Source organism: Curtobacterium subtropicum, from assembly GCF_030362975.1.
Classification (GTDB): Bacteria; Actinomycetota; Actinomycetes; order Actinomycetales; family Microbacteriaceae; genus Curtobacterium; species Curtobacterium subtropicum.
The window spans coordinates 15,845-33,251 of sequence record NZ_JAUCMM010000013.1 but is presented as its reverse complement, the minus strand read 5'-3'; the positions used below and the strand labels follow the sequence as shown (position 1 = coordinate 33,251).

Sequence of the window (17,407 nt, the reverse complement as noted above, 5' to 3'; positions counted from 1 at the left end):
GCGACGTCACATGTGGGCGGGCTGCACGGTCGCTCGGCTGCTCGGCTGCTCGGCTGCACGTGTTGCCGTGCTGGTCGCCGTGCGCGGCTCCGGGCTGCGAGGATGGTCGCGATGGGTGGCGTGTTGACGGGGTTCGCGATCATCGGCGCGATCATCGCCGCCGGGTACGTGGTCGGTCGCGTCCGCCTGCTCGGCCCGCACGCGCAGTTCGTCATGAGCCGGCTCGCGTTCTTCGTGCTCATGCCGTGCCTGCTCTTCCACACCATCGCCACGGCGCACATCGAGACGCTGCTGTCCCCGATGCTCTGGGTGTCGCTCGTCAGCGCCGTCACGGTCGCACTCGTCGCCGTCGTGCTGTTCCGCCTGGTGCTCCGGCGGTCGGTCGCGACGACCACGGTCGGCGCGCTGGCCTCCGGCTACGTCAACGCGAACAACATCGGCCTGCCGGTCGCGGTGTACGTCCTCGGCCAGGCCACCGCGGTCGTGCCGGTCATCCTGCTGCAGCTCGTGGTCCTCGCCCCGCTCGCCCTGACCGTCCTCGACGCGGCCACGGCCGGGGGCGGTGGGTGGCGATCCCGCGTCGCCGGACCCTTCCGGAACCCGATCATCATCGCCTCGCTCGCCGGGCTCGTGTGCTCCGCGCTGCGGCTCGAGATCCCGGCGCCCGTGCTCGAACCGTTCTCGCTCGTCGGTGCCGCCGCGGTGCCGGTCGTGCTGCTGTCCTTCGGCATGAGCCTGCACGGAGCGACACCGCTGCGCGACCGGGCGACACGGCCGGACGTGCTCGTCGCCTCGGCGCTGAAGCTGCTCGTGATGCCGGCCGTGGCGTTCGTCGTCGCGCGCTTCGTCTTCGGGCTCGGCGACCAGGACGTCTTCGTCCTCACCACCCTCGGGGCGCTGCCGGCGGCGCAGAACGTGTTCAACTACGCGCAGCGCTACCAGGCTGCCGTCCCGGTCGCGCGCGACGTCGTGCTGGTCTCGACGGTCGGCGCCATGCCCGTCCTGGTCGTCATCGCCGCACTCCTGCACCCGTAGCGCCGGCGCCGTCGGGCGGGCCACCCGACGGGGTGCCGAGCGGGCCGGGTCCGTCACGCTCGACGGTCCGGGCGACGAGTTGCACCCGACGGGTGATCGACGCACGGCACGTCCTGCCCGCTCGGGGCGACCGAGCTAGCGGTACGAGCGCGGCGGCGTCCCGGAGGTCGCTCCAGCGTCAGAAGATCATCGGGCGGTCGTCGTCGAGCGAGGTCTCGAGGTCCAGGTCCACCGACACGGGGACGTGGTCGCTCGGAGCATCGCCCTTCCGCTCGTCGCGGTGGATCGTCGCACCGACGGTGACGTCCGCGAACGCCTGCGAGCCGAGGACGAAGTCGATCCGCATGCCCTCGTTCCGGGGGAAGCGGAGCTGCTTGTAGTCCCAGTACGTGTAGCCCTCGGGCACCAGGGGGCGGACGACGTCCTGCAACCCGCGTGCCTCGAACTCCCGGAACGCCGCGCGCTCCCGCTCGCTGACGTGCGTGGCCCCCTCGAACAGCCGGACGTCCCACACGTCCTGGTCGAGCGGTGCGACGTTCCAGTCACCCATCAGCGCGAGCGGGGTGTCCGGCTCGGCGTCGAGCCACTCGGTCGTGCGGTCGGCCAGCTGCGCGAGCCAGTCGAGCTTGTACGTGTAGTGCGGATCGCCGAGCTCGCGGCCGTTCGGGACGTAGAGACTCCAGAGCCGGACCCCGTCGACCGTGACGCCCATCGCGCGCGCCTCGACCGGCAGGTCCGGGCCCTCGTGCCCCTTGAGGAACCCGGGCTGGCCGGGGAAGTCGCGGGTGACGTCCTCCATCGGCAGGCGACTGGCGAAGGCGACGCCGTTCCACTGGTTCAGGCCGTGCGCCTCGACCTGGTAGCCGGCCGCCTCGAACGCCTCGACCGGGAACTGCTCCGGCTTGCACTTGATCTCCTGCATGCCGAGGACGTCGACGTCCTCGCGCACCAGCCAGTCCACGATCCGGCCCACTCGGGTGCGGACGGAGTTCACGTTCCAGGTCGCCACGCGCATGGGATCGAACCTACCGGTGGCGGCTGGCACGCTGCTCGCGCGGCCAGCCAGCGCCGGGCCGAGCCGAGCCGAGCCAGGCCGAGCCGAGTCGAGCCGAGCCGGGCCGGGCCGGGCCGGGCCGGGCCGATCCGGGCCCGGGATGCGACATCGCACGCGTCGATCGACGCGTGCGATGTCGAGGGTGCTGTGCGACGCCGACTGCCGACTGGCGACGCGGACCGTGCGCCGCCCGCGGCCCGCCGCGTGCGCTCCGGACTAGAAGCGGACGCCCCGTGCAGCCATGAACGGCGCCGGGTCGGTCGTCGCGCCGTTGATGTGGACCTCGTAGTGCAGGTGGCACCCGGTCGAGTTGCCCGTCGAGCCGACCAGTGCGATGAGCTGCCCGGCCGCGACCCGCTGGCCCTTGGTCACGCGGAAGCCACCGTTCACGATGTGCCCGTACGCCGTCTGGACGCCGCCGCCGTGGTTGATCCGGACGTAGTTGCCGTACCCGCCGTACCAGCCGACGTAGTCGACCGTTCCCGCCGAGGCCGCGACGATCGCCGTGGAGCAGCCGCTCGTCAGGTCCAAGCCGTCGTGCTTCGTGACACGACCGGTGATCGGGTGCACGCGGTACCCGTACGGGCTGATCACGTAGCCGCCGCCGGGGCGCACCCACCCGGTGCCGGAGCCGGAGCCGACCCCGCCGCCACCACCGCCGCCGCCTGCTGCCGGAGCAGGCGCACCGCCGCCACCACCACCGCTGCTCGAAGCCGCGGCGGCCGCAGCCTGGCGCTGGAGCTCGCGCTGCCGTGCCGCCTCGGCCTCCTGCCGGGCCTTCTCCTCCGCCTCCTTGCGGACCTTCTCGCCCTCGGCGAACTCGGCCTCGGTGCGGACACGGCCCGAGGTCAGCGTCGCGAGCTGGGCGTCGAGCCGCGCCTTGTTCTCCTGCTGCTCGTCGTACGCGGCCTGGACCTTGTCGGCGGCTGCCTGTGCGGCCTGCATCGTCCGCTCGGCCTCGGCAGCGCGCTCCTCGAGCGCCTTCGACGCGCGGTCGGCCTGTGCGGTGAGCGACCGGGCGACCGAGGCGTCGGCGCTCGCCGCGGCCTCGACCCGTTCGGCCTGCTCGGACAGCTTGCTCAGCGCACCGAGGTCGTACAGCAGGTCGCGGGCACCCTCGCCCTCGGCCAGCACCGACGCGGTCACGTCCGCACCGCCGTGGCGCGCCATCTGCGCCGCGAACTGCCCCGCCTGCGAGGCGCTCTGCTCGGCGATCTGCGCGTGCTCGTCGGCTTCGGCACGGAGCTTCTGCTCGGTCTCCGCCGCGTCCTGCGCCTTGCCCTGGGCCGCGAAGAACTCGTCACCGAGGCGCTTCGCCTCGGCCTCGGCAGCCGCGACCTGGTCGGACAGTCCGGAGATGATGCCGCGGATCTGCGTGATCTGCTCCTGCTTCGCGGACTCCTGCCCCCGGGCCGCGAGCACCTCGTCCCACGAGGGGTACTTCGCCGCGCTCGCGCTCGGCGCGTCGACGAGCACCGTCGCGAGCAGGCCGGCGAGGGCCAGGCCGGTGGCGGCGATGCGGAGACGGAGGGCGGGACGCGGGAGACGGTGGCTGGTGGAGCGAGTCACGGGGTCGAGCCTATACATCCGTACAGCTGACTCGACACGCCGCCGCGCCGCCTGTGGAGAACTCCCGACGGCATCGCGTCCCCCGCGACACCGCCGGAGGAGCCCGCGCGCCGTGGCTGCGCCGCTGTCGTCCGGTCCGTGGAGGGCCGCCTCAGAAGCCCCGCTCGCGGCGGATCGCGTCCGCGCTGCCCACCACGTCGCGCTGCAGGACGGACGCGCCGACGGTGCCCGCGTAGTCGTAGACGTCGAAGCCCGTGCAGTGCGTGATGCTCGCGGGCGCACCGAGGGAGTCCTCGACCGCGGTGGTCCAGACGTCGTTCGCGCCGATGACCACGAACGTCGGTTCGGCATCGCGGTAGGCCCCGAGGTCGACGAGCCACGGGTAGGTCTGGAAGTCGTCCCGGACCTGCAGGAGCTCGACGTCGTCCGACGCGTACGCCGCCAGGGGACGGACCGTCCAGAACTGGCCGACACCGGTGACCTGCCGCCCGTCCGCCCAGCGGTCCAGGCACGCCGACGGTGCGTACCGGGCCGCCGCGACCGCACCGACCGTGCCGGGGGCCACGGCCACGCCGCCGACCAGGACCACCGCTGCCGCGACCGCCACCGCGAGCTGCACACCGCGCCGCGGTCGGTGCACCCGGGTCCGGCGGACGGCGGAGCGCACGAGCTCCGCGACGGCGACGAGCGCCAGGAGCGGCACGGTCACGATCGGCTCGAGGTAACGCGGCGTCTGCGACCCGGCGACCACGACCCCGACGGACACCGCCACCACCGTCACCAGCGGGAGCACCGTCGCGACGAGCACGGTCCGAGCCGTGCGGACGCGCCAGGCCCACACCGTGCCGCCGACCGCGAGCACCACGCCGGCGAAGAGCAGCAGCAGCTCGGCGTCACCGCGGGCCGAACCCGCGCGGTCGTCGGTCAGGGCCGCGAAGAAGGCCAGCGTCCGGCCGGCCTGTTCCGGGTGCACGTACGTCGACGGGTCGAGCGACACGAACGGCGCGAGCGGGATCCGCAGCAGGTACCCGACGACCGAACCCGCGACGAGGACGCCGGACATCCACACCGTCGGCCGCCACGGGACGCGACGGGCGACCGAGAGCAGTACGAGGGTCACGACGACCGGCCCCGCCGACCACGGCACGTACAGCGGGTTCGACGCCGTGGTGCACGCCGCGACGAGCCCCGTCACGACGAGGACGGTCACCGAGGCCCGACCGGTCCGCACCGCACGGAGCACCAGGACCGCGGTCCCGAGCATCGCGAGCAGTGCGCCGTAGTAGTAGGTCGTCGTCAGCAGCAGGGAGCCGAGCTCCAGCGACGTCGCCGTCGCGGTGTACTCCGTCAGCACGATCGCGGTCACGAACCCGAGCGCCAGCGCGGACACCGTGATCCGCGCCGACCGGCGAGCGGCGGGCATGAGCTCGTTCGCCGCCGCCCGCACCAGCGCGTACACGGCGAGCAGGACGAGCACGCCGTTGAGCGCCAGGGCCTGCTGCGGGGTCGCCGTGACGAGGGAGCAGAGCAGGTAGACGGGCAGCTCCGGGAAGAAGAACAGCGCCGGCGACATCGCCCACTCGAACGGCTGCCCGAGGCGGAGCGAGCGCTCGACGAGCGGCAGCAGGACGGAGTCGCCGTCGTACCAGAGCAGGGCGACCCGGTCGGTCGCCATGACGTGGCCGAGGGCGATGACGGACAGGGCGAGCGCGACGGCGGCGCCCAGTGCCTCCCGGCCGACGGCTGCCCACCGGCGGCGCGACGGCGGACCGGGGGAGGCGATCGCGACCGGCTCCGGTGCCGCGGCGCGGCCGGACGTGCCGGGCGCGACGGGGGACATGAGCGGAGCGTACCGAGCGAGCCGTGACGCCGCCTGGCGATGGCGTTCCGGGGCCGAGCGACTACCCTTGTGGGCTGTGACCGACACGCGCGACCAGCTGATCCAGCACATCTCCGCAGACGCGGTGTTCCACGGCGACTTCACGCTCACCAGCGGCAAGCAGGCGTCGTACTACATCGACCTGCGCAAGGTGAGCCTCGACCACAGGGTCGCTCCGCTGATCGGGCAGGTCATGACGGACCTGCTGCAGCAGGTGCCCGACGTCGACGCTGTGGGAGGCCTCACGATGGGCGCCGACCCGATCGCGAGCGCCGTGCTGCACCAGGCCGCGGCGCGCGGGCTCGCCTACGACGCGTTCGTCGTGCGCAAGGAGCCCAAGGACCACGGCCGGGGCCGTCAGGTCGAGGGACCCGACGTCCGCGGCAAGCGCGTCGTCGTGCTCGAGGACACCTCCACCACGGGTGGCTCGCCGCTCAAGGCCGCCGAGGCGCTCGAGCGCGAGGGCGCGATCATCGCTGCCGTGGCCGTCGTCGTCGACCGCGACACCGGCGCGAAGGAGCGCATCGAGGCGGCCGGGTACCCCTACTTCGCGGCGATCGGGCTGGCCGACCTGGGGCTGAGCGCGTGACCGGGGAGCGTCCGGACGACGCGCGCGACCCCGACGGTACGTCCGGCCCGGCAGACGGGGCGGACGACCGGGAGGCTCAGCGCGCGCCCGCCCCGGACGCTCCGTTCCGCGGTCTCCGCAGTGCCGCCGACATCTTCGGCGCACCGCGTGCGGCCGACGAGTGGCCCTCGCGCCGCGAACGGCGCGAGGCCGAGCGGGCCGCGCGCGAGACCGGTGCGCCGCTGCCCGAGCCGTTCGAGCCGACGACCGCTGCCTCGCCGCAGCCGGTCGACGCCGGTCGGTCCGAGCCGGACGAGGACGCCGGTCGGTCCGAGCCGGACGAGGACGCCGGAGCGACGCAGGCGATCCGGATGGACGCCGAGCTCCGCGAGCGGTCGGAGAACCCGCAGGCGACGGTCGAGCACGAGCGCGCGACGCTGGGCGAGCGGATCCCGCCGGCGGCGCCGGTGCCACCGGCGAGCACGGTCGCGCACCCGTCGGCGATCTCGCTGCCGTCGGCGGTGCAGCACCGCGACGAGCGTGCCGCCGGGAACCGGGCGGTCGACGAGGAGCGTCGGCGCGCGGACCCGTTCGGACAGGGGCGCAGCGACGTCGACTGGCTCGGTCGCGTCACCGGCTCGCAGCCGTCGGCTCCCGTGCCGACCCCGACCGGTCCCGTCGCACAGCCCCTCGGGGTCGGGAACGTCCTGCCGCCGACGCCGTCCGCGCCGACGAACGAGCCGCCGAGCTTCACCGAGCTGCTGCGCCTGCAGGGAGCAGGGGACGCCGCGTCGACCGGTGCGACGGAGCGTCCGTTCGACTGGGCGATCCGGGACGACGAGACCGGCGAGGTCCCGACGACGCTGACCACCGACCAGTTCGACACGACGGCGTTCGGCGCCGGGTCGTGGTCGCTCGCGGACGAGGCGGACGACGACGTCGTGTCGGGCGAGGTCGACACCCCGGCCGGAGGACTGCCGAGCGGGCTGCTCGCGGCGCCGGTGCCCGCGTCCGAGCCGGTGCCGGCGCCCGAGCCGGTGCCGATGGCCGAGCCGGTGCTGGCTCCGAGCTCGGACCCCGCTCCCGCTGCTGGCACGGCTGCGGTCGAGGCCTCGGAAGAAGACGGCGACGTCGAGGACGCCCGGACGACGGCGCTGCCGGCCGTGCAGGACGTGCGGCGCGACGGCGACGCCGACGATCGCGACGACGCCCGCACGACGGCGCTGCCCACCGCGCACGACGACGACCGTCACGACGAGCAGGGCGACGCCGGTCCGGACCTCCCGACGCCGGTCGCCGCGACCGCCACCCCCTGGTGGGCCGAACCCGACGCCACCGTCCCGCCGACGGCCGCCCCGCCGCTGGTCGAACCGGCGTCGTCGGACACCGCCGCGGCGTACCCGGCGCACCTGCCGCCGTCGGTGGGTCAGGACCTCCGCGGGCTGACCGGCGCCGACGACGACCGGGTCGACGACGACCGGCGCCACGACCGCTCCGGTGACGGCAGCGACGCCCGGCACGACGGACGCGACGACCGGCCCGTCGAGCGCCTGCCCGCCGCGGCTCCGGACGACCTCGACCAGGCCGAGTGGGACGGCCGCGAGACCAGCGACACGAGCGCCATCAAGGACCTGTTCGGCACCGAGGCCGTCGGGCAGCTCGGCGACACCGGTTACGACCCCGAGGACTCGGGCACGCGCATGATGCCCGCGGTGGCAGCTCCTGCCTCGGCCGCCGCCGCCCGGACCCCGGGTCGTGCCGCGCCGACCGGTCCTGCGTCCGCGGGTGCTCCGTCTGCCGGTGACGGCGGCGGCCGGGACAACTTCATCAACGAGGGCTTCGGTCGCCTCGCGGGCGAGGGCAAGCGCGGCAAGCAGCTGCTCGTGATCGGCGCCGTGGTGCTCATCGTGGTGCTGCTCGTGGCGGTCTTCGGACTCACCCGCTGGATCCTCGGCAACTCGATCAGCGAGGAGAGCGCTCCCGCTGCCACCGCCACGTCCGCTGCGGCGTCGGCTGCCCCGTCGGACCAACCCTCGGAAGAGCAGTCCACGGAAGCCGCGGCGGCACCCGCCCGGCCCCTGCAGTTCGCGACGACCCAGGCCGCGCCGGGCGAGCACGCGTGGAACGAGCTCGCGGGTGGCGAGTGCCTGTCGCCGTACACCGACGCGTGGGAGAAGTCCTACACCGTGGTCGCCTGCTCGACCGCGCACGCGGCGCAGCTGACCGCCCGGATCCAGGTCGAGGCGGGGGCGTGGCCCGGGCCCGAGGACCTCGCGGCGCAGGCGTCCCGGGTGTGCCAGACCTCGCAGGCGATCGACACGTCGGCGGCGGCGACGTACGGCGACGTGCAGGTGCAGGGGTCGTACGCGCCGGACCAGGAGACCTGGGACCGCGGCAACACCTTCATCTCGTGCTTCGCCACGCGGTCGTCCGGCCAGCCGCTGACGGGCTCGCTCGCCCCGGACGGCGACTGACCCGCCCGGGGCGACGAGTGGTCAGGACGCGGCGGGGACCTTCGCGGACGCGTCGTCCAGCGTGCGGAGCTCCTCGGCGCTGAGCTCCAGGTCGGCGGACGCCAGCAGCGCCGGCAGCTGCTCGGTGTTCCGCGCGCTCGCGATCGGCGCGACGACGTCCGGCTGGGCCTGCAGCCACGCCAGCGCGACCGAGGCGATCTCGGCCCCGTGCGCCTGCGCGATCGTGTCGAGGGCGTCGACGACCGCCAGGCCCTCGTCGGAGAAGTAGCCCGACACCTGCCCTTCGCGGTCCTTGCCCGCGAAGTCGTCCTTCGTCCGGTACTTGCCGGTCAGGAACCCGGCGGCCAGCGCGAAGTAGGGGACGACCCCGAGACCCTCGGACGCCGCGAGCGGGGCGATCTCCGACTCGTAGGGCTCACGGGTGACGAGGTTGTAGTGCGGCTGGATCGCGACCGGCAGCGCCAGCCCGTTCTCCTTCGCGATGCGGATCCACTCCTCGGCACGCGACCGCGAGTAGTTCGAGATCGCGGTGTACCGGACGAGCCCCTCCTGCACGAGCTGGTCGAACGCGCGCACGGTCTCCTCGAGCGGGGTGTCCTGGTCGTCGAAGTGCGCGTAGTAGAGGTCGATGCGGTCGGTGCCGAGCCGCTCGAGGCTCGCACGGGCGGCGGCGGCGACGTTCGACGCCGACAGACCGCTGTACTGCGGGTGCTGCGAGACCTTCGTCGCGATCACGACGTCGTCGCGCTTCCCGGACGCGCGGAGCCACGAGCCGATGACGCGCTCGGACTCGCCCCCCTCGTTGCCCGGCGCCCACGCCGAGTAGACGTCCGCCGTGTCGACGAAGTCGCCGCCGGCCGAGGTGTACGCGTCGAGCACCCGGTGCGAGGTCTGCTCGTCGGCGGTCCAACCGAAGACGTTGCCGCCGAGGGCGAGGGGGAACACGTGCAGGTCACTGGTTCCGATGCGGGGCATGGGGGTTCCTTCCGGTGCGGTACGGGTCGCGTCCACGCTATGCCCCGGTTCCGTGCACGTCGCCAGCGGGTTCCCGGTGTTGCATGAGGGCATGACCACCCTCGCCGACGACCTCACCGACCCCCGCTCGTCCGTCCGCCTCCGCGCCGTGATGGCGGCCGGCATCGAGGCGCGCGTCGAGGACCTCGAGGTGCTCGTCGGGCGCTGCGCCGTCGAGCCCGACCTGCAGGTGCGCGAGGCCCTGACCTGGGCACTCGTCCGGCTGCCGGCGGATGCCGTCGTACCCCGGCTCCTCGAGGAGCTGCACCGCCCCGAGGCGCAGGCGCGCTCGCAGGCGATCCACACCCTGTCGAAGATCCGTGACGGGTCCGTGTACCCCGAGGTCGCCGAGCGGCTCGGCGACGACGACCCCGGCGTGCGTCGGACGGCATGGCGCGCGGCCGTCCTGCTCGCACCGGCCGACGAGGGACCCGCTCTCGCCCGACGGCTCGCCCGCGAGCTCGGCCAGGGCGACCGGGAGACCCGGCTCGCACTCAGTCGGGCGCTCGTCACGCTCGGCGAGGACGTCGTCGCTCCCGTCCTGGCGGACGCCGCGGAGCGTCGCGGCGAGACGGTCCGGGAGCACGTCGCCGAGACCGAGCGCCTGCTCGCCGACCCCGACGCCGGGTCGGCCCTCGCCCTCGAGCGCGCGCGACGCGAGATGGCGCTGGGACGCGGTAAGCGCGCCTCGGGGTGACCACCTGACGGACGGGAGGCTCGTGGCCGTGCCCGCCACGAGCCTCCCGTCCGTCACGTGGTCCGTGCGCGCCGGTCCCGCCGTTCCGGGGCGGGCTGCGGAAGACCCGGATTCGGGTCGACGAACAGGGCGGATCCGCTTGCGCGCGCGGATCGGAGCGCGCCAAGCTGGGTGGCGAAGGGGAGTAGCTCCCAGCGCGTGCATCGACACACTGGCCATCACGACGATCGGCCCGGTGCACCACCTGCCGGTCCCACCCGGCGGGCGAGCGAGACCTTCGGCCGTTCTGCCGTGCCGAAGCGCTCCCCACCCCTGCGCGATCGGTGCGGCCCGACCAAGGGACCACCCCGTGATCGACACCGCATCCGTCCGCGCCGCCGACGCCGGCGCACCGTCCGCCCGCATGGGCCGCAGCGCCTGGGGACGCATCGCGATCTGCATCGTGCTCGCCCTGCCCGCCGTCGTCTTCAGACTGTCGGGCTTCGCCCCGAACCCCGTCGTCGACCTGCTCGTCTTCGGTGGCGCGGTCGTCGCCGCCTCGTTCCTGCTCGCCTGGGCCGCCGAGGCCGCGCAGAAGGACATCTCCGGCGCGCTCGCGATCGCGATCCTCGCGCTCATCGCCGTCCTGCCCGAGTACGCGGTCGACCTGTACTACGCGTTCCGCTCGGGGTACGACCCGTCGTACGAGCAGTTCGCCGCCGCGAACATGACCGGGTCGAACCGGCTGCTGCTCGGGTTCGGCTGGCCGCTCGTCGTGGTGATCTCGCTGCTCGTCGCCCGCCGGTACGTCCGTGCCGGGACCCTGCCCAGGACGGCCACGAGGGTGCTGCAGCTCGAGCAGTCCTCGCGGCTCGACATCGGGTTCCTGGCGCTGCTGGCGGTCGTCGCGTTCCTCATCCCGCTGATGGGCTCGATCCCGCTGTGGTTCGGCTTCGTGCTGCTCGCCGCGTTCGTGGCCTACCTGTGGCGTGCCTCGCAGGCGCCGGACGACGGCGACGACGAGGAGATGGTCGGCATGGCCGGGAACATCGCGTCGATGCCGCAGCGGACGCGCCGGTGGACGATCGTGGCCCTGTTCGTCGTGGCCGCCGCCGTCATCCTGTCGTCCGCGGAGCCGTTCGCCGAGGCCCTCGTCGCCTCGGGCAGCGCCCTCGGCATCGACAGCTACTTCCTGGTGCAGTGGCTCGCGCCGCTCGCCACCGAGGCGCCCGAGTTCATCGTCGCCGCGCTCTTCGCGCTGCGGGGGATGGGCGGCGCGGCGATCGGGACGCTCATCGCGTCGAAGGTCAACCAGTGGTCGCTGCTCGTCGGCTCGCTGCCGATCGCGCACGTGCTCGGTGGTGGGACCTCGGGCGGGCTGCCGCTCGACGGTCGGCAGGTCGAGGAGTTCGTCCTCACCGCGTCGCAGACCGTGCTCGGCGTGGCGATCATCATCGCGCTGCGCTTCCACCGGTGGTCGGCGATCGCCCTCGTGGCGCTGTTCGCAGTGCAGTTCGTCGTGACGGACACCAGCGGGCGGTGGGTGTTGAGCGGGGTGCACGTGGTCGCGGCACTCGTGGTGCTGTGGATCAACCGGAGGGACGTCGTGCCGACGCTGCGCGCGCCGTTCCGGCGGGCGGTGGCCGCTGGCGACGCGTAGCGGCGGCTGGGCCGGTGGGCCCCGGCGCGGCGCGGCGCGGCGGGGCCTGGTTCCGGTCGCACGACGTGCCGCCGGCGGGCGCTCTGGTCGCGCGACGTGCCGTCGGCGGCCGAGGTGAGCGGCATGTCGTGCGACCAGGTCGTCGGGTCTGGAGGCGCGGGGCGGGCTGGCACTGGGCCTCCCGTCCGGTGAGCACGCGGTCGGCGCCACCGGGTCGCCGCTTCCGGTCGCACGACGTGCCGTCGGCGGGCGCTCTGGTCGCACGACGTGCCGTCGGCGGCCGAGGTGAGCGGCATGTCGTGCGACCAGGTCGTCGGGTCTGGAGGCGCGGGGCGGGCTGGCGCCGGGCCTCCCGTCCGGTGGGGTGGGTACGGGTTCGGCGCCACCGGCTCGCCGCTTCCGGTCGCACGACGTGCCGTCGGCGGGCGCTCTGGTCGCGCGACGTGCCGTCGGCGGCGGAAGTGAGCGGCACGTCCTGCGACCAGAACAGCGCGACCGCGACCGCGACCGCGACGCGACCGCGACCGCGACCGCGCCGCGGGCGGCCGTCAGTCGGCGTCGGGGGCGAGCCAGATGGCCGAGGCGGCGGCGGCGGGGAGGTCGACGAGGGACTCCTCGCCGTCGGGTGACCGGCGTGCGACGGCGATCACGCCCGCGTAGTCCCGCACGCGCTCGACCCGCAGGTGCGTCCCGAGTGCGACCCCGAGCTCGTCGAAGTACCGGAGCAGGGCCGGGTCGTCGTCGGACACCCGGTCGACGATCCCGCACGCGCCCGGCTCGATCGATCCGAGCAGCGTCCCCGGGGACGACGGCACGGTGCCGTCCGCCGCGGGGATCGGGTCTCCGTGCGGGTCGTGCGTCGGGTGGCCCAGGTCGGCGTCCACCCGGTCGAGGAACGTCTCCGACACCGCGTGCTCGAGGGCCTCGGCCTCGGTGTGGACCTCGTCCCACGAGTAGCCCAGCCGCTGCACCAGGTAGGTCTCGATGAGCCGGTGCCGTCGGACCATCGCCACGGCGACCTGCTGCCCGAGCGGGGTGAGTACGACCCCGTAGTAGGGCGTGTGCTCGATGAGGCCGTCGCGGTCGAGCTTCCGGAGGTTGCCCGACACCGTCGAGGCCGAGACCCCGAGCGCCGCCGCGATGTCCCGCGTCGCGAGCCCCTCGCCGCCACGCTCGCCGGCCTTCCACACGAGCTTCACGTAGTCCTCTGCCATGGTGGAGAGGGAGGGCAGGCGCATGCGTCAATGGTACGGACGACGAGCGACCGCGGTGGCACCCGTCCGGCGTCGCCGCTGGCCGGTGCCGCCGTCGCTCCTGCTCGGCCTCGCGCCGCTCGTCGCCTTCGCAGCCGTCAGTGCCTGGCGCTCGCGGCCGAGCGACGACTACGGCACGCTCGGGCAGACGGTCGAGAGCGTCGTCGGGGCGCTCGTGCTGCCCGAGGGCATCGCGGTGCTCGTGCTCTGCGCCTACGTCACCGCCCTGGGCTGGTGGCCGATCGCGACCGTCGACCGACGCCGGACCACGCTCCGCTGGACCCTCACCGCACCGGCCCTGATCGCCGTCGTCTGCCTCGCCCGGCTGCCGCTCGTCGAGTGGGACGCGCAGCCGGTCGGGTACTTCGTGCTGCTCGCGGTCGGGGTGCTCTTCGTCGGGGTGTTCGAGGAGCTGCTCACCCGAGGCGTCCTGCTCGTCGGACTCCGGCGGCGGCTGCCCGAGTTCGGCGTGTGGATCGGGTCCTGCGTGCTGTTCGGGCTGCTGCACTTCCTCAACGTCCTCGCCGGCGCCGAGGTCGGCGTGACGGTGGTGCAGGTCGTGTTCGCGGCGTCCTTCGGCTCCACGCTGTACCTGGCGCGGCGGCTGACCGGGAACCTGCTCGCGCCGGTGCTGCTGCACGCCTTCTGGGACTTCGGGTCGATCGCGGTGTCGGCGACCGTGCCGACCGGGGACCTGGCGCGGATGGAGCCCGCCGGGGTCATCGGGCTGTTCGCCTTCGCGGTGCTCGCCCTCGGGGTGGCCGCCGGCGGCGTGGTCGCCTGGCGGGACGACCGGGGTCGTCGCCTCGGGCGCCGGTGGCGGACGGTCCCGCCCATGGGGGCGCTCGCGGTGCAGGTGGACGAGCCGCGCCTCCCGTCCGCCGTCTGACGCGACCGCCCGGCCGGGTGGACGCCGGGCGGACGCTTCCGCCAGAGCGACAGGCTGCCGCGAACGGTTGCGCGCATCCTGTCGCCTTCGCGGACGACCCAGCCGCGGACGACGCAACGAGGGACCGGAACCGCACGCGACCGCCCGCCGGGCGCTGCGAATGCGCACAGCCTCGGGTCTGGTTCACCCCCGGGTGGGGGACCGTTCGCCGTCCGGCAACCACCCGTCCCTAGGTTCACCCTGTTTCCACACCGGTACAACAGGAAGGGGCGTCGCCCCCGGGCGACCACCACCACATGCGCAGATCCGCCCTCCGCGGAGTGACCGTCGCCGCCGTCGCGACCGCACTCGTCGTCGGGTCGCCGCTCGCCGCCCAGGCCGCGACGTACCCGAGCGACTCCACCAAGCCCGACCTCGTGTCGCTGCTCAACGGCTACGACCAGTACTGGACCTCGAGTGGCAAGAACGACCTGCACGGCACCGTGAACGACCCCGCGACCCTCGCGAAGAACGACCAGCTGACGTCGTGGATCAACCAGCACGCCACGACGGCGCAGCAGTTCCGTGCCCTGCAGGACGCCGAGTACGACAACTCCGCCCGCACCGCCTACGACCAGTCGTTCACGGTGTCGCAGGGACTCGGCGCCGAGCTGGGCAAGCTGTTCGTCGACGGGCGTCACGCGGGGGAGCTGCCCCTGACCGACGCCCTGATCAAGTCCACCGGCGGCACGAGCGGCGCCTACGTCGGCACCGGTGACGCGAAGGCGCACTACAGCTACCCGCGGCCCTACCTGCCGACCGACACCGCGGCGACGCTGCCCGCCGGCGACGACACCGCGAGCTGCAACCCGGCGACCGTCAACGCCTCGTCGCTCGCGGCGAACCGCACCGGCAAGGCATGGGCGGACGCGAAGGGCAACCTCACGATCACGCGGGTGCCGGCCACGACCGACACCACGCACGAGTTCTCGCCGAACGACGTCGTGCTCGACGCCGGCTACGGCCAGAAGGGCATCTGCACCGGCGGCTCGTACCCCTCGGGCCACACGACCACGGCGTACCAGGCAGGCATCACCCTCGCCACGCTCGTGCCCGAGCTCGCTCCGGAGATCCTCGCCCGCGCGTCCGAGGCCGGCAACGACCGCATCGTCCTCGGCGTCCACTACCCGCTCGACATCATGGGCGGACGCATCGACGGCGAGGCCGCCCTTGCCGCCCGCTGGTCCGACACGCAGTACCGCACCGAGGTCCTCGAGCCGGCCCGCGCCGAGCTGACGAAGTACCTCGAGGCGCAGTGCGGCGGGACCCTCGCGGAGTGCATCTCCGCGGAGAAGCCGTACACCGACGACCCCTACGGCGGCCAGGCGATGCCCGGTGGCACCGCGCAGGTCGTCACCGACCGTGCCTCGGCCGTGCAGGTCTACCGCGAGCGCATGACCTACGGCTTCGCGAAGACCGGCACCGCAGGACTCGCCCCGTCGGTCCCGACCGGCGCGTCGAACCTGCTGCTCTCGACCTTCCCGACCCTGACCGACGCGCAGCGCACGCAGGTGCTCGCGCAGACCGAGATCGCCTCGGGGTACCCGCTCGACCAGTCCGGCACCGCGAACGGCTCGTGGGAGCGTCTCGACCTGGCGGCCGCGACGAGCGCGACCGTCGCCGTGGGCACGGACGGAACAGCGACGGTCCTCTCGACCGGTGGCGAGGCCCGCGTCGTCTCCGGCGTGCTGACCGCACCCGAGGGCACCTCCGTGCAGGCCGGCGGGGCGATCGCGCTCGCCGGCACCGGGCTGCCCGCCGGCGCCACCCTGCAGGTCGTCCTGCGGTCCGACCCGGTCGAGGTCGGCACCCTCACGGTCGGCGCCGACGGCACCGCGACCGGCTCGGTGACGATCCCGGCGGGCACCTCGGTCCGCGCGCACACGCTCGACCTGGTCGACGCGTCCGGCGCCTCGGTGCTCGTGACGCCGCTCGCGATCACCGTGACGGCGGCGCCGAGTGCGGGCGGCTCGACCGGGGGAACGGGCACCGGCACCACCGGGACCGTCCCCGCCGGCGTGCACCTGCCGGTCGTCAGCGGCTGACGCCCGCCCACTGACGGACGGGAGGAACGCGGCTGGCCCGCCCCGCTCCTCCCGTCCCCATCCACCGGACGGGAGGAACGCGGCCGGCCCGCCCCGCTCCTCCCGTCCCCATCCACCGGACGGGAGGCACGTGGCCGGCCCGCCCCGCGCCTCCCGTCCGTCGTCCCGCTCTCCCCCCCCCGCACCACCGGAGATCCCCGTGCCGTACCGCAAGACCTGGACCACCGTCGGCGTCGCCGCCGTCGTGGTCGCCGCCGCCGCGATCGCGGTGCCCGCGCTGACCGGCGCCACCGGCGGCGAGGCCGTCCCGGCGACGACCCACCGCCCCACCGCGACCGCGAGCGCTGCACCGGCCGTGCCCGCCGTCGACGGAGCGGCGCTCGCCGCGCTGCCGGAGGCCCGCTACTCGGCCGTGGTCGGCGGCCTGCTGCCCGTCGACCGGACCGTCTCCGCCGCCGAGGTCTTCCGCCTCCGCGCCGACGCCCCGCTCTTCGGGAGCGACCGGCAGCACCCCGTCGCGCGCTTCGCGGCCACGGACTTCCTCGGCCAGCCGACCACGGTGGTGGGCCTGCGGCACGAGGGGGCGTGGGAGCTCGTCCTCACGCCGGCACGGCAGGCGCTGCCCTCGGCGGCAGGCGGGCACGCCGCCGCGCAGACCGCCGCGTGGGTGCCCGCGGCGTCGCTCGAGCAACAGGCGACACCGACCTCGCACGTGGTCATCTCGACGGCGGACCAGACCGTGTCGATCGTGTCGTCGACCGGGCAGGTGTCCCGGAGCTTCCCCGCCGGGGTCGGCACGGCGGACACCCCGACGCCGACCGGGGTGACGGGCTACCTGGAGCAGCGGTACGTCGACCCTTCGCAGGGGACGGGCGACCACCCGATCCAGCTGACCTCGCTGCACTCGAGCGCGGACGACGAGCCGTACGGCGGGTCGGACGGCGGGCTCATCGGGCTGCACTGGAACGCGGCGGCCTCGGGGGCGGTGTCGCACGGGTGCGTCCGGCTGTCGGCGGACGGGGTCGCGGCGATCGACGCGCTGCCGCTCGGGACGCTCGTGACGGTGGAGTAGCGGCCGCGCCGGCTCGGCGCCGGCGCCGGTCGGGGGCGCCGGTGTGCCTCGATTCTTCCGCGAGAGCGACAGGTCGCCGCGAACGGTTGCGCGCGTTCTGTCGCTTTTGCGGACCACTCGAGCCGCGCGCCGTGCGCCGTGAGCCGCGTCCTGGTGCGCACCGCGGGCCGCCGGTCGGGG

13 protein-coding genes are annotated in these 17,407 nt (G+C 74.3%); 8 read left to right on the top strand and 5 right to left on the bottom strand.

Annotated features, from left to right (window positions below; genetic code table 11):
- The first annotated feature begins 111 nt into the window (after positions 1-111).
- Positions 112-1,035 (top strand): AEC family transporter, encoded by a 924-nt coding sequence (locus QUG98_RS14795; protein ID WP_289471285.1) that lies wholly within the window; start codon positions 112-114, stop codon positions 1,033-1,035.
- Between the two features lie 178 nt (positions 1,036-1,213).
- On the opposite strand, the gene QUG98_RS14790 is transcribed toward QUG98_RS14795, so the two are convergent.
- From QUG98_RS14790 to QUG98_RS14780, 3 genes are all read right to left on the bottom strand, one after another.
- Entirely contained in the window at positions 1,214-2,050 is an 837-nt protein-coding gene (locus QUG98_RS14790; RefSeq protein ID WP_289471284.1) for an exodeoxyribonuclease III, read from the bottom strand.
- Between the two features lie 255 nt (positions 2,051-2,305).
- On the bottom strand, positions 2,306-3,658 hold the full coding sequence (locus QUG98_RS14785) for a M23 family metallopeptidase (protein ID WP_289471283.1): 1,353 nt from the start codon (positions 3,656-3,658) through the stop codon (positions 2,306-2,308).
- Positions 3,659-3,809: 151 nt separating this feature from the next.
- On the bottom strand, positions 3,810-5,498 hold the full coding sequence (locus QUG98_RS14780) for a hypothetical protein (protein ID WP_289471282.1): 1,689 nt from the start codon (positions 5,496-5,498) through the stop codon (positions 3,810-3,812).
- Between the two features lie 76 nt (positions 5,499-5,574).
- On the opposite strand from QUG98_RS14780, the gene pyrE reads away from it, so the two are divergent.
- Both pyrE and QUG98_RS14770 read left to right on the top strand, forming a co-directional pair.
- Entirely contained in the window at positions 5,575-6,126 is a 552-nt protein-coding gene (gene pyrE, locus QUG98_RS14775; protein WP_058729844.1) for an orotate phosphoribosyltransferase, read from the top strand.
- The gene (locus QUG98_RS14770; RefSeq protein WP_289471281.1) at positions 6,123-8,579 is read left to right on the top strand and encodes a hypothetical protein; all 2,457 of its coding nucleotides are present in this window, start codon (positions 6,123-6,125) and stop codon (positions 8,577-8,579) included. The genes pyrE and QUG98_RS14770 overlap by 4 nt, the downstream gene beginning before the upstream one ends.
- Positions 8,580-8,600: 21 nt before the next feature.
- On the opposite strand, the gene QUG98_RS14765 is transcribed toward QUG98_RS14770, so the two are convergent.
- The gene (locus tag QUG98_RS14765) at positions 8,601-9,554 is read right to left on the bottom strand and encodes an aldo/keto reductase (RefSeq protein ID WP_289471280.1); all 954 of its coding nucleotides are present in this window, start codon (positions 9,552-9,554) and stop codon (positions 8,601-8,603) included.
- 91 nt (positions 9,555-9,645) lie between these two features.
- Here QUG98_RS14765 and QUG98_RS14760 point away from each other — a divergent pair, with 91 nt between their 5' ends.
- Positions 9,646-10,290, top strand: coding sequence for a HEAT repeat domain-containing protein (locus QUG98_RS14760; protein WP_289471279.1), 645 nt, complete (start codon positions 9,646-9,648; stop codon positions 10,288-10,290).
- A 349-nt stretch (positions 10,291-10,639) separates the two neighbouring features.
- Positions 10,640-11,929, top strand: coding sequence for a calcium:cation antiporter family protein (locus QUG98_RS14755; protein WP_289471278.1), 1,290 nt, complete (start codon positions 10,640-10,642; stop codon positions 11,927-11,929).
- A 548-nt stretch (positions 11,930-12,477) separates the two neighbouring features.
- Here the strand turns inward: QUG98_RS14755 and QUG98_RS14750 are convergent.
- Positions 12,478-13,167: a metal-dependent transcriptional regulator gene (locus QUG98_RS14750; protein ID WP_224442372.1), complete on the bottom strand. Its 690-nt coding sequence runs from the start codon at positions 13,165-13,167 to the stop codon at positions 12,478-12,480.
- Here QUG98_RS14750 and QUG98_RS14745 point away from each other — a divergent pair.
- The 3 genes from QUG98_RS14745 (at position 13,166) to QUG98_RS14735 (ending at position 17,227) form a co-directional block, all read left to right on the top strand.
- Positions 13,166-14,071: a CPBP family intramembrane glutamic endopeptidase gene (locus QUG98_RS14745; RefSeq protein WP_289471277.1), complete on the top strand. Its 906-nt coding sequence runs from the start codon at positions 13,166-13,168 to the stop codon at positions 14,069-14,071. The two genes, QUG98_RS14750 and QUG98_RS14745, sit on opposite strands and share 2 nt — an antisense overlap.
- A gap of 296 nt (positions 14,072-14,367) precedes the next feature.
- Entirely contained in the window at positions 14,368-16,155 is a 1,788-nt protein-coding gene (locus QUG98_RS14740; RefSeq protein ID WP_289471276.1) for a phosphatase PAP2 family protein, read from the top strand.
- A 199-nt stretch (positions 16,156-16,354) separates the two neighbouring features.
- The gene (locus QUG98_RS14735) at positions 16,355-17,227 is read left to right on the top strand and encodes a L,D-transpeptidase (protein WP_289471275.1); all 873 of its coding nucleotides are present in this window, start codon (positions 16,355-16,357) and stop codon (positions 17,225-17,227) included.
- Positions 17,228-17,407 lie beyond the last annotated feature (180 nt).